Origin of the sequence: Capilliphycus salinus ALCB114379, from assembly GCF_047276495.1 — a bacterium.
Classification (GTDB): domain Bacteria; phylum Cyanobacteriota; class Cyanobacteriia; order Cyanobacteriales; family Microcoleaceae; genus Capilliphycus; species Capilliphycus salinus.
Window position 1 is genome coordinate 1,158,125 of the sequence record NZ_CP178543.1, and the last position, 22,175, is coordinate 1,180,299.

The window sequence follows — 22,175 nt, forward strand, 5'->3', positions numbered from 1 at the left end:
ATTATCAATTATTGAACAACCGCCATAATCGTGAGATTTTCTTCTCGGGAAAAGGGGGGTTCTAATTGTTGAGTTGGAGGATGATAATCATAGTAGGGTTCAGTGAGGGTTGATGTTCGTTGGGTACAGGGAATTGAACCTTCGATATCGCAGGTAATATCGGCGATCGCTTGAATTTTAAAGCCGGAACTTTGGATATCTTCGGTTGTAAATAAAACCGGGGATTGGGGATGCCAGTAAGCCGCAGCCATGAGTAAATCGGTGACTTGAGTAGATTTGTAAAAATCTCCCTCAAACTGTTCGGGGTATTGAAAGAACTCGGCTTCAATAAACGGAGAACCATCGGGGGTTTTATTGTAATCAGTTGTATTGAGTTGAGTGTAAACGGCTTCGGGGTATGATTTCGTTAAAAAGTCCGAAGGACTCACCGATGTAATTCCGATGAAATCTAAGATTTCCATTACCCCTTTTGCGACTCTCCCACCCCCGGTAATTGTTATTTTAATCGCCGGAAGTTTTACTTTTGCTAGTTCGGCTTTCATCTGGTTGAGATCAACGCAATCTAAAATCGGTTGAAGTTGATAAAGATAATTTCTTTTTCCGTAAGCATCCAAACCGTGATAAGCGCCAACAATTCCCGCATATCGACCAAAACCAATCACCCGACTTCCCCGTTCAGTGGTGAGACATTCATAGTCTATCAAACGAATATTTTTATCCAAAATCGTCTGTAACAGTTGGCGGTTGTAGGGTTGCTTTTTGATGGTATGAGAAAAGAATAGATAGGTTTTGTTGGGAATCAACTCAGAAACGGGAACTTCTTTTACTCCCAATAAAATATCGCAATCACTCACATTTTCCCGAACCTCTAAACCCAGTTGTTGATATTCGATATCCGCAAAACAACGAATCGAGCTAGTTTGAATAATAAGTTCTAGATTCGGATATTTTTCTTGGACGGCTTGACACTGTTGGGGAGAAAGGGGAACGCGGCGATCTATGGGAAATTTTCCTTCTCGAATTATTCCAATTTTCATAATCTACAATTTCCTCCTCTCGGGATTCTTCGTTTCACTCTCAATGACAAATTGAGAGAAGATTTTTTCGTGTATTTAGAATGATAGATGAATAGAAGATTCTGGGTTGTACTTTCAACGACAGATTTATATCAAAACAGTTATCACCTGACCAGTTATTAGGCAATCTTGCTACAGGCGCTCTTGCAAAAGTCTTGTAGGGGCGCGCCTCAGAATAAATTAACATTTCCCACAGACAACTGATATAAACCCGCCCCGGTGTCGGGTGTTGGGTGTTCGGGCGGATTTATTTAACTGATTTTTGGGAAAACATAGATTTAGAAATAACTCACCCCTAGAAAACCGGGGCGGGTTTATTTAACTGATTTTTGGGAAAACATAGATTTAGAAATAACTCACCCCTAGAAAACCGGGGCGGGTTTATTTAACTGATTTTTGGGAAAACATAGATTTAGAAATAACTCACCCCTAGAAAACCGGGGCGGATTTATTTAACTGATTTTTGGGAAAACATAAATTGATTTAGAACCCGCCCCTACACAAGCGGATTTATTTAACTGATTTTTGGGAAAACATAGATTTAGAAATAACTCACCCCTAGAAAACCGGGGCGGATTTATTTAACTGATTTCTAGGAAAACATAGATTTAGTAAAAACTCACCCCTAGAAAACCGGGGCGGGTTTATGTTTGTTATTTCTGAGAAAATATAGATTGATTTAGAACCCGCCCCTACAAAACTGTAAACTCAAATAACTGGTGACTGGTGACTGGTAATGAGTGACTGTAATAAACCCGCCCCTACAGAAGCGGGTTTATTTAACTGATTTCTGGGAAAACATAGATTTAGTAAAAACTCACCCCTAGAAAACCGGGGCGGATTTATTTAACTGATTTCTGAGAAAACATAGATTTAGTAAAAACTCACCCCTAGAAAACCGGGGCGGATTTATTTAACTGATTTCTGAGAAAACATAGATTTAGTAAAAACTCACCCCTACAAAACTGTAAACTCAAATAACTGGTGACTGGTGACTGGTAATGAGTGACTGTAATAAACCCGCCCCTACAAAACTGTAAACTCAAATAACTGGTGACTGGTGACTGGTAATGAGTGACTGTAATAAACCCGCCCCTACAAAACTGTAAACTCAAATAACTGGTGACTGGTGACTGGTAATGAGTGACTGTAATAAACCCGCCCCTAGAGGAGTTCAGAAGATTGAGATTAAAACTTAGACACAGCCGGACAATCTGCAATGTACCACCGCCAAGGTAAATCTGTTCCTTGAGTAATACCAATGCGAGTCGTTTGTACAAACTGAATTTTTTCACAATTAACCAATTCTTGAAATGTAGGCGTTCGATGTTCTAACCATAAAGAGCGATCGGGATGCAACGGTAAATCGCTAAAACTGCGATCAATTTGTAAGACTCGACAAAGTTTTCCGGGTCCGGCAGCCAAACGATAAAACTTATCTTTTTTTAAGGAGGTCTTAACGTGGCGATCGCTTTTTGAAGGGAAGTTTAAATCTTGTTGAAGCGACTCGGGAACAGCAGACAATTCCAAAGCCCGAATTAACACCGCACTGGCTATTCCTTCCCGGTCGGTGACAATATTTAAACAGTGGTACACTCCGTAGATAAAATAAACGTAACTCATCCCAGCAGGCCCAAACATAACGGCATTGCGATCGGTTCGTTTACGATAAGCATGACAAGCCGGATCGCCCGCCATATAAGCTTCGGTTTCGACAATAACGCCGCGAATTTGTTCGCCGGTGGGGAGTTGTCGAACCAGAGTACAACCCAATAATTCTATAGCTACGGTAGGAGATGGACGATTTAGCCAAGTCGCGTCTACAATCTGATTAAAATTTGTATTCATTACTGGAGGTTCCACGATGGAAGTTAAGTTGATTTTGGCAGGACTAACCGTTTTATTTACCGTTTCCTGTCTGTTCTTCGGCACGAAAAACGGTTTCTATGATACCGATGATTATCACGGTAATGGTTGCGCCCATTAGACAGTGACCAGTTTTCAGTACCAAGAAAACTGATAACTGATAACTGCCACATGAGTTCTGCCTACTGGCATCGGGGGAAGTTTTAATCGGCAGAACGTTCAATCTTTTCCAATGCGATCGCTTTTTTCCCAAACTGGCGATCGCTTTTTTCTTCCTAAAATTGTCAATTTTTCTGAAAAATTTCCCCAAAATTTCCCCGATTTTCGATTGACAAATCCTCGGACTTGACCTATTCTAGAAGAATGGAAATCTGTGCCGACCTATAACGTACTTTTTCCACCCCGCTTCACGACAATTTAGGCTTAAATTTAGGCTTTTCAAAACTCCTCAATTAATTAACTTGCAACTCTCAACCCCGCACTCAACTGCCGCCCCAAACCATAAGTTTTTCTAATTTAATTCACTAATTCGTTTGAATAAACAAAAGTTTTTGGGAAAAATCGAAATTTTTACTGAGAAAAATTTTCAAATAGTTGACGAAAATATAGGGGTTCTGGTAGGCTATAAAAAACACCACCCAAGGGGTTACTGTGTCTACACGTCAAAATAGAGGCTAAAACCCCGATTCTTTCGTTAAAAGTAAGAAGATTCTGACAAAAAAATAGCAACCCCAACGCACGAATTTTGAAAGGCCAAGCGATCGCCGAAAACAGACATCTTGACAAAACAGAGAATTTATGTAACGAGTCAGGAGACAGGAGTCAGGAGTCAGGAGACAGGAGACAGGAGACAGGAGTAAGCGCGTTCCGTAGTCAGCTTCGCCTACAGAATTGCCTCTTACCCCTTACCCCTTACCCTTTACCCCTTACCCTATTCACTAATAACTGGTGAGGCAGTGCGGACTTGGCGGAATAGTCGAGAAGCAACTGCCGAACCCGAAGGGTGACTGGTGACTGTAAATTCCCTCTCCTTGACATTTTTCTAAAAAAGCGTAACAATAGATACAGAAATAAAAAACAAAACGTTCATCTCTCTGGTCTGGAGAAGGCTGATCTAGGTATAGTCAGGAAAATCATCGAGATAGGAGAGACGGAAGTAGGGAAGTCATCATTCCCGAAGGAACGCGCCTCACTTTGTCAACCATCGCATTAAAAAGGAGAGGCGATCAGATGAAACTGACCTATCGTGGTATCGAATACGAATACAATCCTCCGGAAGTAGCCACTTCAACCGGAGCAGTCGCAGGAAAATATCGGGGACAAGATTGGCGTTTTTGCAACCGGAAGAAACCCCCGGTATTGCAACCGAGCTACAATCTCACCTATCGGGGCGTCAAATATGGCAATAATCCCGTAGCAGCGGTTAGCCGGACAGAAACACCCGTAACCATTGCCGAGAAAGCCCGGGTTTCGATGTTAAAACAGGAACGTTCAGAAATCAAGCGCGAACAGTCGATGCTGAACCGTCTGGCCGATGAAGTCGGACTGAACCTCAACAATACAGCAACCTATCACCCCGTATAGGAATCGACCGTTAAATTAACCTCTGTTGTAGAAGTCAGCACCCCCATCGTGGGGTGTTTTTTTGTGGGCTACCCAGAAGTTACGTTGATGTGGCACACTTATAGACTAAGCTCAATGCTGACAGTTTTCCCTCGTCGCCGATTCCGGGTGCAAACTCCAGGAACGGGTCAGAGGATAATCTAGTCGTGGTGTGTGTAGTGGACGAGGAAACAAAAATTGGTCAGATCTATGAAAAGCGTTGTCTTTCGGCGACAATTGCTAGAGAGTCAGTGGTCCATCAAACTCAATCTGCTGATTACCCTAGTCCGACGAGACTTGGAAGCCCGCTATAAAGGTTCCATTTTAGGGAATTTATGGCCGCTTCTCAATCAACTTGTGCAACTGCTGATTTTTACCTACGTTTTTTCAATCGTCCTGCAAGTCAAACTCGATATTCAAGGAGTTGCGGCCGATAATAAGTTGGCGTTTGGACTGTGGTTATTTGCAGGATTATTACCTTGGTTAGCCTTCACCAACGGACTGACCCAAGCGGCGACTTGTGTTGTCGGACAGCCCAATTTAGTTAAAAAAGTCGTGTTTCCGTTGGGTTTACTTCCCCTGGTTCCCATTTGTTCGGCTTTTATTGAAAGTACCTTTGGGTTGGTCGCTTTAGTCACGCTAATTATTTTAATTGTTCCAGACCCGAGCATTAGTCTTTGGCTGTTACCGTTGGTTTGGATTCCTCAACTTCTCCTCACCGCAGGTTTGGGATATCTAAGCGCCGGTTTAACGGTCTTTTTGCGAGATATTCCCCAAAGTTTGGGGGTGATTCTCAATCTTTGGTTTTATGCGACTCCCATTGTTTATCCGGCGTTTAAAATTCCCGAAGCTTGGCGAGTTTGGGTGTTTTGGTTGAATCCGATTACCGCGATCGCCGAAACTTACCGCGATATCGTACTCAAAGGTCAGATTGAGCATTGGGGAGAACTTGCCACCGCTTCTATCGTCTCTATCATTATATTCTATGGCGGCCTGTGGGTCTACAAACGGTTACGTCCGGCTTTTGCAGATGTTTTATAGTTGTCAAAAGTTTCTTTGATGGCAGATTACGATGTCTCGGTAGCTATTAAATGACGAATGTCCGAAATTGCAATTTCAGTTAATAACGTTTCCAAGTGTTTTAAGCGGTATCGACATCCGGTTGACCGACTTAAAGAGATTTTTGTACCCCATCAGCAACTCGCCGAAAAGTTCTGGGCGTTGCGAGAGATTAATCTGAATGTTTATAAAGGTCAAACTTTAGGAATTGTCGGTCGCAATGGTTCGGGAAAAAGTACCCTCCTTCAGATTATTGTCGGAACCCTCACCCCGTCTGCTGGAAATGTAGAGGTTCGGGGGCGAGTGTCGGCGTTGTTAGAATTGGGGAGTGGGTTTAATCCCGAATTTACCGGGCGTCAGAATGTCTTTTTTAACGGTCAATTGCTGGGATTGAAACATCAGGAAATTGAACAAAAGTTTGATGAAATTGTCGCCTTCGCCGATATTGGAGATTTTATTAATCAACCCGTTAAAACCTATTCTAGCGGGATGTATGTCCGGTTGGCGTTTGCGGTGGCGACCAGTTCAAACCCCGATATTTTAGTCGTTGATGAAGCCCTTTCGGTTGGGGATGAAGCCTTTCAACGCAAGTGTTTTAGCCGAATTCACGAAATCCAAGATCGGGGCGGAACGATTTTATTTGTGTCTCATGCGGCTTCCTCGGTAACTCAACTTTGCGACTCGGCTATTTTGATGGACCGGGGCGAAATTCTGCTCGAACATAGCCCCAAGATGATTATATCAAAATATCAAAAAATGATCTATGCTGATGCGGCCGAATCGGAACGGTTGCGGGAAGAAATTCGCCACCTAAAAGCGTCTTTTAAACCCCAGGAAGTGTTTCAAAAGGTGGAGTGGAAAAACTATCACCGCAGTCAAACGAATTCCAAGCAAGCCGAATCTAAACAAGCTGACTATTATGATTATTATGATGCCAAATTAAAACCGGATCATCCCATTCATTATCCCTCGCGGGGGGCAAAAATTTGCGATCCTTATATTGCCACTCCCAAAGGTGAACGAGTTAATCATATTATTGCTCGCAATGATTATATCTATACCTACACCGTAGAATTTGAAAAAGCCGCCTCCCACGTCCGCTTTGGAATGTTGGTTAAAACTATCAGCGGGTTTGAACTGGCCGGGGCTTCTTTCCTGGCAACTTCCCAATTTATTAAACACATCGAACCCGGTACCCAACTCGTGTTAGAATTTAAGTTTAAATGTTTATTGGCACCGGATGTTTACTTTTTAAATGCGGGAGTTTCGGGAATTGTAGAGGGGGAATTTACCTATCTTGACCGATGTATTGATGTCGCCATGTTTAGAGTTCAACCCTGTGAGAGTTCTTGCGGTACGGGGGTAGTAGACTTGCTGGTTGAACCCAAATTAACCGTAACTTCGGGTCAAGTTCAACCGGAACAAGAAATCCAACAATATCTTTAAATTGCATCAAAATTACATCACAAATTATGCTCATGTTGGGGGCGGGTTCCGAACTTATATCTGTCTCTAACAAATAACTTGATCAACCCGCCTTTTTTCAGGAAACAGTGAAGATGAAAGTCAATTGTTTTGTTGAAAAGAACCCCATTGTTGAAACCTTAATTCAGCATTTGGCTCGCTCTCCTCAAACGTTTCAGCCCCATATTGCTGTCGCCGATGAAATGTTTTTGTATCAGTTGGATGAATTGGATGATCGAAATTTTGATCAAGCTTTGGTGAATTATTATAGCTTGGGTCGAACGCTATTTGATTCCATTCAACAAATTATTAATTGGTATTTTGGCAGTTTTGAACGAATTTCATCCTTTCTCGATTTTGCCTGTGGATACGGTCGCTTCATGCGGTTTTTGGTTCAAGAAATGCCAACCGAAAAGATTTGGGCTTCCGATATCTATGCCGAGGCGGTGAAGTTTCAAACGGAATATTTCGGGGTTCACGGTATTGTTTCAACTCGCAACCCCGAAGATTATCAAGTCGAACAAAAATTTGATTGTGTTTATGCGGGGTCATTCTTTAGTCATATGCCGCCCCGAACTTTTAGCCTTTGGATGCAGAAGCTTTATCATTTATTAAATTCCCAAGGACTGCTGATTTTTAGCGTGTTGGACGAGACAACTCTACTGCCATTTACCCCCATGTCGGCAGATGGGATTCTCTTTTCTTCAAAGGATAGTGAAACTCAGTTACTTGACCGCAATGATTACGGTACAACCTATGTAACTGAAACTTTTATTCGAGAATTAATCGATAAAATTAGTCAAAATCGAGCCGCGATTTACCGAATTAAAAAAGGATTGGGAAACTATCAAGATTTGTATGTCGTCACCCCCCAACCCAATCAAGATTTTACCCGTTTAAACTTTAAGTATCATCCAGAAGGTTATCTAGATCACTGTAATGTTACCCCAACCGGAGAAATTCAACTCGCAGGTTGGGCGATAGATTCTAACCCGAATGGTTGTGTTGAGATGGTTCAAATTCTAGTCAATAACGAAGTCATTCACCAGTGTCAGCCCTCAAAAGAACGTCCGGATTTAGTCGAATATTTTCAGAGTTCTCAAGCCGGACACTCCGGATGGAGTTGTTCGATAAATTCGGGTACGGTTACGCCTCCAGATATTGTTTTAATAAAAGCAATAAATACGGCAAAACTGGAATGGATTATTGCTGTAGAAACTGTTAAAAACTTGATGTTTAGGACTCGATGGCGAGAAGAACTTGCAACAACTCGCAGCCAGTTAAAGCAACGTGAAACTCAACTAGAAAAAACACAATCTCAACTGGAATTTGCCGAATTGACTCTCGCCCAAGCCCGAGATAAACTAACAAAACTTGAAACCGAACTGGGTAGCTGTCAGTTTTTTCTCGAACAGTCAACCCATGAAATTCAAGCGATAAAAAGCAGCAAGTTTTGGAAAATTAGAATCCAATGGGTGCAGCTTCGACAAGCTTTAGAACGTTTTGTCAAAAAATAAATTTGAGATTGAAAAACCTTTTTAAAAATCCAATAAACGATGAAAACCAACCGCTTTGTAGAGAATAACCCCATTGTTAAAACCGTAACTCAACATCTCGCCGCCTCTCCCCAAACCTTCCAGCCCAAAATTGCCGCAGATGACGAAATGTATCTGTATCAGTTGGATGAATCAGAAGACCGAAATAGCGATCGCGCTTTGGTGTATTATTATCTATTAGGGCGATCTATTGTAGATTCTATCCGACAAATTATTAACGCCCATTTTGGTAGCTTTTCTCGGGTTAATTCTTTTCTCGACTTTGCTTGTGGTTACGGACGTTCAACCCGATTTTTAATTCAAGAAATTGCTCCCGAAAAAGTTTGGGTTTCTGATATTTACGCCAATGCGGTAAAATTTCAAATGGAAACCTTTGGGGTGAATGGCATTGTTTCAACTCGCGAACCCGAAAATTATCCGAGCGATAAAAAATTTGATTGTATCTACGCCGGTTCATTTTTTAGCCATATGCCGCCCCGAACGTTTAGCCGATGGATGCAGCGACTTTATGACCTTTTAACTCCCGAAGGTTTGCTAATTTTTAGCGTCTTAGATGAGGAAATTATGCCCTCACACGTTAAAATGTTACCCGAAGGAATTGTCTTTTCAACCGAAAGCAGCGAGAGTCAGTATCTTGACCGAAACGAGTACGGAACAACTTATGTGACCGAAACTTATATTCACAAATTAATTAATAAAATCAGTTTCAATCAAGCTTCTAGTTATCGCATCAAAAAAGGGTTAAGTAACTATCAAGATTTATATGTAATCACCCCAAAAGCACAACAGGATTCAACAGAAATTAACTTTAACTATCATCCTCTGGGTTATTTAGATGTTGGTGAAATTAAACCTAATGGGAATCTTTATTTAGAAGGTTGGGCGGTTGATTTTAATCCGGGCGGTCAGGTCAAAACCATTCAAATGATAGTAAATAATCGGTTAATTCAACAGTGTCAACCTCACATCAAACGGCCGGATTTAGTCGAACATTTTCAACGAACGGAGGCGTTAAATTCTGGCTGGTCTTGTGAAATCAATAGCGATGAAATTTCACCAGAAGATATTCTATTAATTCGAGCCGTAAATTATGCGGGTTTGGAATGGATTATAGAAACCGATTTTGTGAAATCACTCATTCCTCAAACCCAATGGCAAACTCATCTGATTTCATGGCGAACCGACTTGCAACAAACCCGAGTACAACTGAAACAAATTCAGGTAAAATTTAACGAGCAGGAGATGCAATTCAAGTGGACACAGAATCAATTGAAACAGTCTCAAGCCGAGCAGGTGAACACCGAGGAACAACTCGAGGAAACTCAAGCTCAACTTTTGCAGAGGGAGAAACAACTTGACTTTGTGCAAGCCAAACTCGGAGAATATGAGACAAAGCTCTCTCAAACTGAAACGGAACTGGGGAAATGTCAGATGCAACTGGAATCGAATCGAATTTTACTTGAACAAGCACAAAATCGCATTCGGGCGATGGAAAGTAGTAAATTTTGGAAACTGAGGACAAAATGGTTTAAACTAAAGCGTGCTATGGGTTTATCGGATAACGACTGAACAAAAAAATTTTTGAGGGAGAAAAAAGGATTATTGGTTACTTTTGAAAAACCACCGCAAAAACTATGGAAAAAGCAGAAAGTCACTCACCAGTTTTCATTGTTGCGGGAATGCACCGTTCCGGGACTTCCCTAACAGCATCTTTGCTGCAACGTTTGGGCGTTAATATTGGTAAACGCCTGGTTGGGGCGAATTATGGCAATGTGAAAGGACACTTTGAAAATGTCGATTTTGTCGAATTTCACAAGGAAATTTTACGCGACCATAATATTGATGAGTTGGGCTGTACTTTTCAATCGCATATTTCCCTCAATTCCCGACAGATTGAACAAGCAAAACGTTTAATTGAACACAACCAAGATTTAAGTCATCCTTGGGGATGGAAAGACCCGAGAACCACTTTATTTTTAGAGATTTGGCAGGAAATTATTCCCCAAGCCAATTTTATCTTTGTCTATCGTTCTCCCTGGGAAGTTGTTGATTCACTTTACCGACGTTCTACAGATTTAACGCTAATCAAATCTCCAGAATTAGCCGTTAAAATGTGGATGTACTATAACAAAAAAGTTTTAAATTTTTATCAAGAAAACCCTCAAAAATCTCTTTTAGTCAACGTCTATAAAGTTGGAACCAAGCCCCAAGACTTTATTCAAGCCATTAATACTAAATTCAACCTCAACTTACCCCAACCTCCCGCAGACAATTTTGACCCTTCTTTATTAGTTGATAATATTTTAGCAACTCCCCGACCGCAACTCATTAAACAATGTTTTCCAGATTCAATAGACCTTTACCTACAATTAGAAGCATTGGCCGACAATCTCAGTCGAGGGTTAACCCCGGTTGAGTCACAAGTTTTAAACCAGTCCACCTCTTTAACTTGGGTGTTTAAAGATTGGTCACAAATTCGTTTATTGGAAAAAGACAAAAAAATCTTAACCCAAGAAAACGACCAATTAAAAATAGACATCGAACAGTGGGAAGATAAATTTCAAGAAGCCGTTGATAAATTAGTCCAAACCGAAACCGAACTCGGTCAAACCCAACTCCACCTCGATGGGGTTGAAATTCGCTATCAAGAAACCTTAGATAAACTAATAACCACAGAAGAAGAACTCGGTCAAGCCCAACTGAAAGTTAATACAGCCGAAAATACCCGTCAAGAAGCGATTAAAAAACTCACAACTCTCGAAGAAGAACTCGGAAAAACCCAACAAGAACTCGAAGGAACAAAACATCAGTTACAAGGGGCAGAAATACACGCTCAAAACTTGGAAAAAAACTTTCAAGAAGCCGCAGATAAATTAACAGTAACCGAGACGGAATTGGGAAAAACCCAAGGACAACTCGAACAAATTCAACTTCAATACCAAGAAACCCTAACCCAACTCACTCACGCCGAAACTCAACTCAATCAAAATCAATATCATACGGCGACAGTTCAGCAAAGTTTGTTAGAGTCTCAAGCCCGTTTTCAAGAAGCCCTCAACAAAATTTATAGCCTGGAAAACGAACTCGGAAAAACCCAACTCGAACTCGTTCAAACCCAAGGCGAAGTTACAGCAATTAAATCCTCTAAATTTTGGAAAATCCGAGAAAAATGGGTTGACTTTAAACGCCTTGCTCGTCGCCAACTCCAAGCCAAATATATCCATTACATCGAGACCCCAACTCACTGGGAATTTATTGGCAACGGCGACACCTTCACCCAAATTGAAGGCTGGTGTTTCTACACCGGAAAACGCAATTTTACCCGAATTCGAGCGAAAATTAATTCAGAAACCTTTGAAGGCGTTTACGGAATAGAACGCTTAGATGTTGCCCAACAATTTGAGCAAATAGAAGCGGCTAAAACCAGCGGATTTAGAATAGAAATTCCCTTGCTTGTTGGCAATCACCAAGTTAATTTAGAACTGCAAAATCCCAAAGGAAAATGGCAAAAATTCGCCACTTATTCCCTACACGTTTCCCCCATTCAAGCCTCTTTGGATGTTCCCGCTCTTGAACAACGACCCGGACAAATTCTATTTGCGGGTTGGTGTTGTCACCCCGAACATCCCATCACCCAACTCACTTTATATTGTGGCGAACGTTCGATGCAATGCGCCTATGGGTTGCAGCGCCGGGACGTGGGCGAAGTCTTTCCCGACTGGCCCGGAAGTGGCAATAGCGGGTTTGAAGTCCTGATGGATGTTCCCGTCGGTCAGTGGCCCGTGAGCATAGAAGCCGAGTTAGAAACCGGAGAAACCGTCACCTACCGCTTTGGCCAACCCCTGACCGTGCGACGTTACGGACTCGCGGCCCAAAGTTCGGCCAAAATGCGGCAGTTATCAGAATTTGTCGGGGCCATTCGCCAGCGGGCCGCCGAACGCAAGCAACGCCTGGGCCGCCTGATTCCCCTCCCCAACGAAATTCCGGCGATTATTCGGCAAATGCGGATGATGTACCGGACTAGCAAGGCCACCACCGACCTCGCCCTCCTCCCTCCCGGCTTTGAACTGGCCAAACCCATCGACCCCTACGATGCCTGGTTGAGTGCGAACCAATGGAACCAACGCAGTTTGGAGTATTTAAAAACTCGACTGCAAACTTATTCGGCGGAAAAATTGGCAAAAATTTCGGTGGTGATGCCTGTTTATAATCCCCCGATTGAATTCTTAGAAAAAGCAATTCACAGCGTTATCAATCAAGTTTATTCTAACTGGGAATTGTGCGTCGCCGATGATTGCAGCACCGACCCAGAAATTGCCGAAATTTTGAATAAATTTGCCGAAGAAGATGAACGAATCAAAGTTATTTTTCGCCCCGAAAACGGCAATATTAGCCGCGCCACCAATTCGGCTGCTGTTCTCGCAACGGGCGAATATATTCTCTTACTCGACCACGACGACGAACTGACTCCAAATGCGTTGGGAGAAATTGCAATTTACCTCGCCGAACATCCCGAAACCGACGTTCTTTATACCGATGATGACAAAATAGATACCGAAGGAAAAAGGTTCGCGCCTCAATTTAAACCCGATTGGTCGCCGGAATTACTGTTATCTTATATGTATATGGGTCATGCGTTAATCTTGCGGCGCAAACTGTTTGAAGAAGTTGCCGGAATGCGGTTAGGGTTTGAAGGTTCCCAAGATTACGATTTGGCACTCAGAGCAACAGAAAGAGCCACTCATATTGCCCATTTACCCTTGGTATTATATCACTGGCGAACCGCTCCTGGTTCAACGGCGATTTCCGGCGCCGCCAAACCCGCCAGTTTTGAAGCCGGACGCCAAGCGGTTCAAGATGCTTTAGACCGCCGAGAAATTGAATCAAAAGTGTATCAACCGGACTGGGCAATTAAACAAAGTTTGGGAATTTTTGCCCACGAATTCCCCGATAACGGCCCCTCTGTTACCGTAATTATTCCCACCAAAAACCAGCTAAAATTATTACAAGCTTGTTTGAAGTCGCTGTTAGAAAAAACGACTTATCAAAACTATGAAGTGCTGATTATTGATAACGAAAGCGACGACCCCAAAACTTTAGAATATTTTGATTGGATTTCCGACGCCCAAACCGAACCCAAAATCTCAATTTTAAAAGTGTCTAATCCCAACGGTAAATTTAGCTTTGCGGCGATAAATAACCGGGCGGTTGAACAAGTACAAACAGACTATGTTCTATTTTTAAATAACGATACGGAGATTATTTATCCCCGTTGGTTGAGTCAGATGATGGGTTATATTCAGTTAGAAAAAGTCGGTGCGGTGGGGGCGAGATTAATTTTCCCCGATGACCACATTCAACACGCCGGAATTATTCACGGGTTGCACCACAAATTGGCGGGTCATGCGTTTAAACTTTCTCATCGGGATTATTTCGGATATCTGGCTTATTCTAAAGTTGTGCGAAACTATTCTGCGGTGACTGCGGCTTGTTTGTTAACGCCCCGCCAACTATTTTTAGACTTGGGCGGTTTCGATGAAGAAAACTTTGCAGTTGCTTACAATGATGCGGACTACGGCTATCGTTTGAACGAACAAAATTATCGCTGTGTTTATTGTGCGGAAGCGGAATTACTGCATAAAGAAGGAACGACCAGAGGGTTTAAAGATGACCCGAAAGAAGTGGCGAATTTCCGTCAGAAATATGCCGATAAAATAGACCCCTATTACAGCCATCATTTATCCCTCGCTAATGAATGGTTCCACATTCAACCCCGACGGTTTAATATACAAACTCCCCCGGTGAAAATTAAGCCCCGAGTGTTGATGTGTACCAACGCTTTGGAATATACCGGCGCACCGTTACATCAATATGAAATTGCGGTACAATTGGCAGAACAGGATAAAATAGAACCCGTTATTTTCTGCGCGAATGATGGGCCGTTGCGAGAAGCCTACGAACAAAAAGGAATTCCGGTTATCGTACAGGACCACCCTTTAATTAATATCTATCAACGGGAAAAATACGACCTCGCCCTCAAAGATTTTTCCGAACAATTACAGCTAAATTGTTATGATGTGGTTTATGCCAATACTTTAGAAAACTTTTTCATGGTAGACTGCGCCCAACAGATGGGGGTTCCGTCGGTTTGGAACGTTCACGAAAGCGAACCTTGGCAAACTTATTTTAATGGGTTTGGTGCAGAAATAGCCGCCCGAGCGTTAGAATGTTTCCGCTATCCTTATCGAATTATTTTTGTGGCGGATGCGACGAGAAACACCTATTTACCTTTAAATACCCATCACAATTTTACGGTGATTCACAATGGAATGGATGTGGAACGGTTTAAATTAGTCGCTGAACAGTGGAACCGCCAAGACGCCAGAAATGCTTTAGAAATTAAAGCTTCAGAAATTGTTATTCTCTTGTTAGGAACCGTTTGCGAACGCAAAGGTCAGCAAGATTTAGTCAAAGCTTTGGCACTGTTACCCCCAGAATATTATAACCGGATTCGCTGTTTTATTGTTGGCGATCGCCCGAGCGTTTACAGTACACAATTGGCGACATTAGTCAAGCAATTAAACCCCAGTTTACAGTCTAAAATATCCATCGTTCCCGAAACTCCAGAAACCCCGAAATATTATCAAGCGTCCGATATTTTCGTCTGTACTTCTCGCATCGAAAGTTATCCGCGAGTCATTCTAGAAGCAATGGCGTACAATTTACCCATTATAACCACCCCAGTTTTTGGCATTTCCGAACAAGTCAAACCGGGAGTAAACGGTTTATTTTACACCCCCGACAAACCGGAAGAATTAGCCGAAAATCTGATAAAACTAATCGAAAATGAATCCGAACGTCAACGCCTCGCCGATAACGCTAAATATGTTCTTGCCTCGTTAAATAGTTTCGAGGAAATGACCCAAGAATACCATCAAATCTTTGAGGAAGCATACTTTATAAACCCCCACCCCCATCAAACCCTTTCCCCCGCAGAATTTATTCAACCCGTAGCAACACCTGAACCCGTTTCGGAAGCCACAAAACCCGCCCAAGATAAAAGTTATTGGGAAGCAAACCCAACGGCTGCGAGTGCGAGTGAATGGATATCAAACCCCATTATTGAAGATGTTCTTCATCGGCGAATGTCGGGAGGTCAAACGAAAAAATATTGGTTGCGATGGTTGATAGAAGATTATTTCGCAGGAAAAACGTTTAATAATTTATTGTCGTTGGGATGCGGAATGGGAAACCACGAAGTTACCCTGTCGGAAGCCAATTTTGCAAAAACAATTGATGCGTTTGACTTCTCAGAAGCGTCCCTAGAAATGGCAAAAAAACGGGCGGAAATTGCCGGAGTTAAGGTTAATTTCTACAGCGATGATTTTAATACTTTCACTCTGAATAGCGGGAAAAAATACGATATTGCATTTTGTTCGGGTTCGTTGCATCATGTCAAAGAAATAGAACGATTTTTAAAGATTGTTTATCAATCCTTAAACCCCGACGGATATTTTATTATCAACGAATACGTCGGGGATAACTACTGCATTTATAGCCGCAAAAAAGTAGAGTTAATTAATCGTTTGTACGCTTGTTTTAACGAACTATTGCGTTCGGGGCTGCACGACGAATTTATTAACCCAACCATCTATCAAGTCTTTAATACTGACCCGTCGGAGGCGGTTCGCTCCAAGTTAATTTTACCCTTTATTGAATATTATTTCGATATCGAGGTTTATAATCCTTTTGGGGGCGGAATATTGCATCCTCTCTATCCGCTGTTAAATCACGCTCAACTGTTACCGGGTGAACCGAAGGGAGAAACCATCGTTCGACTGTTGCTAGAATTTGAAGAAATTTTAATGGAAATTCCGGGGGGATTGGAATCAGACTTTTGTTTGTGTATCTTGCGTCCTAAAAAGTTTTAATCCGGATAATTTCAGATAACATTCAATGAAAAAGATGGTAATTAGCGAACAATTTAACCCTAGAAATACCAATCCATATGAACGCATACAACCGCCCCATTTTATGATTTTAGGAACGCAAAAAGGCGGGACAAATTCTTTATATAATTATCTCTGTCAGCATCCCCAAATTTTATCAGCAACCCAAAAAGAAATCCATTTTTTTAGCTTACACTATCAAAAGGGAATAGACTGGTATCGCTCCCAGTTTCCCTCCACTGCTGACGGAAAACTATTGTTAACCGGAGAAGGAACCCCCTATTATTTATTTCATCCTGCGGTTCCCCAACGGGTTTATCATCATTTCCCCCAAATGAAATTTATTGTATTGCTGAGAAACCCGGTAGATAGAGCAATTTCTCATTACTATTGGGAAGTAAACTTAGGCTATGAAATGTTATCCTTAGAAGAAGCAATTACTCAAGAACCCGAACGACTTCAAGGAGAAACAGAAAAACTCTTAGCCGATGAGAATTATTATAGCTACAACCATCAACATTATTCCTATTTGTCGCGGGGAATTTATATCGAACAGTTGCAAAACTGGATGAAATTATTTAGCCGAGAACAATTTTTAATCCTCAAAAGTGAAGCGTTTTCGAGTGACTCTCCAGAGATTATGAATCAAGTCTTTGAATTTCTCGGTTTACCCGCTTATCAACTGCTAAACTACAAAAAATATAACGTGGGAGACTATCCAGAAGTTCGGGGAAAAATTCGAGAAAAATTGGCAGAATACTTTCAACCTTATAATGATAAACTAGAAGAATTTCTCGGTCAAGAGTTTTCCTGGAAAGAAGCATTTCCGGTGGAATCTGAGCGAAAAGAACCCGCCATAGAAATAACTTCTTCTCCCTTAGTTGTACCTAAAAATCAAATTGAAAACCCACCAATGAACGAATCAAAAATAGATTATGAAGGGGCTTGGGATGACTATGTTAAAAATTGGCAAAGTACCAATGCCGAATCTGTTTATCCCGGCGATGAATGGATAGGACGAGCCGCAGGTGCAGCCCAAACTTTAGCCGAATATGAGGCGTTAATAGAAAACAAATTTATAGCTCCTTATATCAAACCCCATCAAACCGTTTTAGAAATAGGAATCGGGGGCGGAAAAACGGCAGCATTGCTGTTAAAATATTGTCAGAGTTTAATTTGTGCAGATATTTCAACTCAAATGTTGCAAGTCACCCGCCAACGCTTGGGAGAAGAACGGGTTAGTTATGTCAAACTCGATGGTGTGAGTTTAGATGGTGTCAACCCCGGTTCAGTGGATGTCTGTTTCTGCTACGATACGATGGTGCATATTGAACCGCGAGATATTTTCAACTATCTGACCCAAATTCCTCGGGTAATGCGGGGCGAGCGCTTGTGTCTTTTTCACCATACAAATATATTCAGTGAATTGGGGTGGAATAAATTTCTCAGTGATTGGGATAAGAACCTATTGGGGCGCAGACATGGAACGGCCTTTTCAGTAATGACCGACTCAATAATGGAAAAATTTCTAACCCATCTCAACTATGAGATTCTATTAAAAGATACTCAATCCGTTCCGAGAGATTGTGTATGGGTCTGTCGGGCGCCGGCAGAACTTTAATGAAAAGCCGTCGGGTGTGCTGAAGTTTAAATTTGTAGCTATCTTTAAAAACTCAAATTCCATCAATCATGCGAGCCTTATTTCTGCATCCTAACTTTCCCGCTCAATATCGTCACATTATCACCGCCTTAGGTGCCGATCCGAAAAATCAAATTGTGTTTGGGACAAAAAACGAGCGTCCAGAGTGGAACATTCCCGGGGTTCGCAAAGCCTTGTTTAAACCGAATCGCGATCCGAGTCCCCAAACCCATCAGTACGTTCGCGCCTTAGAAAGTGCGGTTTTGCACGGACAAGGTGTATTTAGAATGGCCGAACAACTGAAAGCCAAGGGATTTTTTCCCGATGTCATCTGCGGTCATTCCGGGTGGGGGCCAACCCTGTTCGTCAAAGAAGCCTTTCCCGATGTTCCCCTGTTGTGTTATTTTGAATGGTTCTATCACAGCAAAGGGTCCGACGCCGACTTTGACCCCGCCGATCCCCTGAGCGTCGATGATATGGCCCGGATTCGGATTAAAAATACGCCGATTTTGGTTGATTTGTACTCCTGCGACTGGGGATTATCTCCCACCTATTGGCAGCGATCGCAATTTCCCCGAGAATTACAAACCAAAATCTCCGTCCTCCACGATGGCGTCGATACCAGCTACTTTCAACCCGATAGGAGCGCAAAATTAGTCCTTCCCAACTTAGACTTATCCGGTGTCGATGAACTGGTGACTTATGTCGCCCGAGGAATGGAACCCTATCGGGGTTTTCCCGAATTTATTGAAGCGGTGGCGTATATCCAGGAACAAAGGCCCAACTGTCATGTCGTGGTGGTGGGTTCGGAGCGAGTCTGCTATGGAAAATCCCTACCCGACGGGATGAGTTACAAAGAATATATGCTCAAGAAAATCCCGTTAGATTTATCTCGAATTCACTTTGTCGGGCCACTGCCATACGGCCAATATTTAAAAGTCATTCAAGCATCCGACGTTCACATCTATTTAACCCGTCCGTTTGTATTATCCTGGTCAATGATCGAGTCAATGTCTGCGGGATGTTTGATCGTCGGTTCGGACACACCGCCGGTCAAAGAAGTGATTACTGACGGAGAAAACGGTTTATTGGTGGACTTTTTCTCGCCAAAACAAATCGCCGATCGGGTCAGTGAAGTCCTCGATCACCCCGATCGCATGGCTGAAATCCGGTTGAAAGCGCGCCAAACGGTACTCGAACGGTACGATTTAGCCAAACTCCTCCCCCAGCAATTAAAACTGATTCAGGACGTCGCCAACCGTTCCTTATCGCTGTCAATGCCTTCGAGTTGAGCGGTGTTGCATCCGGGCGTCAATCAGCCTTTCCGTCCGATCGGCGATCGCAGGCTTAATGAGGGGATGACAACGGATCGGAGGAACCATTAGTTAACCCACTGCGTCTAGAACAGTTGGGTAGAAGACCCTACAAAACCTGTTTATAGAGAAATGATTAGCAGACAGTTCAAGGAAGGTCAAGTTTGAAAACATTTAGGGTAAACTTCAGCAGTATAAACAGCCACCGACAGTCAGTAGACATAAGTGGTTGTCAGGGACTAGACTTGCTGAGGGCGGAAAGGTTAAACTACTGCCGAACAAAGTATGGTGTCTCAGGCAGTGTCTGTAGTCCCAATGGTTTTATTGACATGATTGCGGAGGAGTGAAAAATCAATGACATCACAGCCAACAGGTAATCCCACAAGACTTGACGTAATACTTGGCCCGGGTCCAAATTTTTGGGACCAAAATGCGGTAGTGGCCGTCAAACCGGATACGATTTTAGGGGGAGATGGTAACGACACGATTCTCTCGGCCACACTGGGCGGAAGTCAAATTGAGGGCAATGAAGATAATGACGTCCTCACCAGCAGAGGCCCCAACGATACACTTTTCGGGGGTGAAGGCAATGACTCCCTGGTTGTGGAAAACGTCTCTCGCGCCATTGGTGATGAAGGTCGCGATACCTTAACCGCCACTTCAACAGCTACCCTATACGGGGGGGCTGACCGAGATTTTATCGTCGCTTTATCGGTTAACAACCTAGAGTTTGGAAACGCGGGGAATGACACCATTTTAGGGGGTGTACAGGGCGGTGACTCCATCTATGGAGGTAAAGACAACGACCTGATCGGATTCTCCAGCACCGGGGGTGGCAGTAACATCGGTATTCCGATCAGCGCTCAAATTGCCGGGGTGAACCAAGGTCGGAACTTCGTGGGAGGAAACCTCGGTAACGACACAATTGTGGGTACCGGTGACTCCGAAAGCCTCTACGGGGGTCAAGATGATGACTCCGTTGTTGGGGTGGGTAGCACGACCTTTGCCGCCGGGGATTTGGGTGATGATATTGTCGTGATCCAAAACCGCCGACAACAAAACGTCAACCCCATTACCGGCGAAGTCTCTATCGTCAGAGTCGGTGTTCGCGAAACTACCTTAGAAGGGGGCGAGGGTAATGACTCCCTGTATGGCGGTGTTGGTTTCCTCGCTGAAGGGGGCAACTTCTTTGACGGTGGGGCGGGTAACGATACCATCAGCAGTTTTGCTTTTCAAGATTCTCTCTCTGGAGGCGATGGTAATGATGTGCTGTCCACCAATACATCTAGTGAGGTAGTCACGATCGGATTTGGCACGGTTAACACTTCTATTCAGGGGTTTGCCGGAGACAGTACCCTCGATGGGGGCGAAGGCGATGACACCATCATCTCTGCTTTTGAAAGCGATTTCCTCTTTGGGGGTGGCGGTAATGACACCCTGTCCGGTCCGTTTACCCTGATGGATGGTGGAGACGGTAATGACACCCTCGATGGCAGTAGCTTCCTCAGAGCAGGAACCACTTCGCCGTTGGAAGTTAGCTTGTTTGGGGGTGCGGGTAACGATATCCTGAGCGGAGCAAGACAAGCAAGCGCAACCAATTTGATCAACGTCTTTGCAGGCGGTTCCGGAGACGACAGCATTACCCTAAATTCCACCAGTGATGTTCTCCTCACAGACTCCGCAAACCTGGAAGGAAACGACACCATTACTGCTTTTCAAATCACTCCCGCTAACGTTGAGGGCAAAGCAGACTTTGTTCTGTTTGATACCTTAGGCAGCAACGTTATTAACGGTAGTAACGGCGATGACAGTATCGTAGCGGGTTCCGGTGCTGATGTCCTGCGTGGCGGTACGATTGTCGATATTACCGGTGATAACCTCGGCGCCTTGGATTTCATCGGTAAAGGAAATGATACCATCGCCGCAGGCGGTGGAAATGACTTCCTCTTCGGTGGACTGGGCGATGATTCTCTCATTGGTCAAGCCGGAGATGATACCCTCCAAGGTAGCTTCAACTCCGACCCCGCAAATACAACGGCTTCTTTTGGTGATACCTTGGTCGGTGGAGAGGGCAGCGACACCTTCTTCTATCAGTTTGCCACAGAAGTCTTCCAAGACAATGGCAACATCAGCACCCTGGCTGACTTAATTGGTGACTTCACCGTTGGCGTTGATAAGTTAGTGTTTACCCGTCAGGGTTCAACGAACAATGGTGGCTTCAACTTTGCCTCCACTGGACGCCCGAATGACAGCGAGTTGATTGAACTCGGACCGACTCAAACCTATGTCGCCAGTGGAGCGAGTACCAGCCCGACGGCGGTCATTGCAGAAGTCAATACGGGGGTTCTGGTTTATCAGCGCAACTCCGGTCTGTTGCAGTACGACCCCGATGGTTCCGGCCCGGCTTTTGCTACCGATGTGACTCGCTTTAGTTTAGTTGATGGACGTGGCCCTGACCTCTCTCGGACTGACTTTATCTTTATCTAACCCGATGAGACAGCTTCTCTCGAATTCTTAATTCAATTGAGTAGGGTGGGCTTTGCTCATCCTACTGTTTTTTTGGGGAATTTTTTCGGCTTTTGATATGATCTCCGATTAATCAATAATCCCAACCGTAGGGGCGCGCCTCATTACAGTTTACAGTTATCAGT

At 43.4% G+C, this 22,175-nt stretch carries 12 protein-coding genes and 1 riboswitch; of the genes, 10 read left to right on the plus strand and 2 right to left on the minus strand.

Annotated elements, in window-relative coordinates:
• Positions 1-8: 8 nt before the first annotated feature.
• The gene (locus ACL6C3_RS04860; RefSeq protein WP_413165829.1) at positions 9-1,037 is read right to left on the minus strand and encodes an NAD(P)-dependent oxidoreductase; all 1,029 of its coding nucleotides are present in this window, start codon (positions 1,035-1,037) and stop codon (positions 9-11) included.
• A gap of 1,227 nt (positions 1,038-2,264) precedes the next feature.
• Positions 2,265-2,924, minus strand: a complete 660-nt coding sequence (locus ACL6C3_RS04865) for a DNA-3-methyladenine glycosylase (protein ID WP_413165831.1) — start codon at positions 2,922-2,924, stop codon at positions 2,265-2,267.
• A 16-nt stretch (positions 2,925-2,940) separates the two neighbouring features.
• Here ACL6C3_RS04865 and ACL6C3_RS04870 point away from each other — a divergent pair, with 16 nt between their 5' ends.
• The 10 genes from ACL6C3_RS04870 to ACL6C3_RS04915 all read left to right on the plus strand — a co-directional run bounded on the left by ACL6C3_RS04870 (position 2,941) and on the right by ACL6C3_RS04915 (position 22,011).
• Complete coding sequence (locus ACL6C3_RS04870; protein WP_413165832.1) at positions 2,941-3,063, plus strand: hypothetical protein; 123 nt, start codon at positions 2,941-2,943, stop codon at positions 3,061-3,063.
• Positions 3,064-4,023: 960 nt separating this feature from the next.
• A riboswitch (Glutamine riboswitch) is annotated at positions 4,024-4,131 on the plus strand.
• 41 nt (positions 4,132-4,172) lie between these two features.
• The gene (locus ACL6C3_RS04875) at positions 4,173-4,526 is read left to right on the plus strand and encodes a DUF4278 domain-containing protein (RefSeq protein WP_413165834.1); all 354 of its coding nucleotides are present in this window, start codon (positions 4,173-4,175) and stop codon (positions 4,524-4,526) included.
• A 228-nt stretch (positions 4,527-4,754) separates the two neighbouring features.
• On the plus strand, positions 4,755-5,585 hold the full coding sequence (locus ACL6C3_RS04880; RefSeq protein WP_413165836.1) for an ABC transporter permease: 831 nt from the start codon (positions 4,755-4,757) through the stop codon (positions 5,583-5,585).
• Positions 5,586-5,642: 57 nt separating this feature from the next.
• The gene (locus ACL6C3_RS04885; RefSeq protein WP_413165838.1) at positions 5,643-7,049 is read left to right on the plus strand and encodes an ABC transporter ATP-binding protein; all 1,407 of its coding nucleotides are present in this window, start codon (positions 5,643-5,645) and stop codon (positions 7,047-7,049) included.
• A gap of 113 nt (positions 7,050-7,162) precedes the next feature.
• The gene (locus ACL6C3_RS04890) at positions 7,163-8,584 is read left to right on the plus strand and encodes a methyltransferase (RefSeq protein WP_413165840.1); all 1,422 of its coding nucleotides are present in this window, start codon (positions 7,163-7,165) and stop codon (positions 8,582-8,584) included.
• A 39-nt stretch (positions 8,585-8,623) separates the two neighbouring features.
• The gene (locus ACL6C3_RS04895) at positions 8,624-10,192 is read left to right on the plus strand and encodes a methyltransferase domain-containing protein (RefSeq protein ID WP_413165842.1); all 1,569 of its coding nucleotides are present in this window, start codon (positions 8,624-8,626) and stop codon (positions 10,190-10,192) included.
• Positions 10,193-10,257: 65 nt separating this feature from the next.
• Positions 10,258-16,554, plus strand: a complete 6,297-nt coding sequence (locus ACL6C3_RS04900) for a glycosyltransferase (protein ID WP_413165843.1) — start codon at positions 10,258-10,260, stop codon at positions 16,552-16,554.
• 25 nt (positions 16,555-16,579) lie between these two features.
• On the plus strand, positions 16,580-18,193 hold the full coding sequence (locus tag ACL6C3_RS04905) for a sulfotransferase domain-containing protein (protein ID WP_413165845.1): 1,614 nt from the start codon (positions 16,580-16,582) through the stop codon (positions 18,191-18,193).
• A 68-nt stretch (positions 18,194-18,261) separates the two neighbouring features.
• Positions 18,262-19,503 (plus strand): glycosyltransferase family 4 protein, encoded by a 1,242-nt coding sequence (locus tag ACL6C3_RS04910; protein ID WP_413165847.1) that lies wholly within the window; start codon positions 18,262-18,264, stop codon positions 19,501-19,503.
• A gap of 375 nt (positions 19,504-19,878) precedes the next feature.
• The gene (locus tag ACL6C3_RS04915) at positions 19,879-22,011 is read left to right on the plus strand and encodes a beta strand repeat-containing protein (protein WP_413165849.1); all 2,133 of its coding nucleotides are present in this window, start codon (positions 19,879-19,881) and stop codon (positions 22,009-22,011) included.
• Positions 22,012-22,175: the final 164 nt, after the last annotated feature.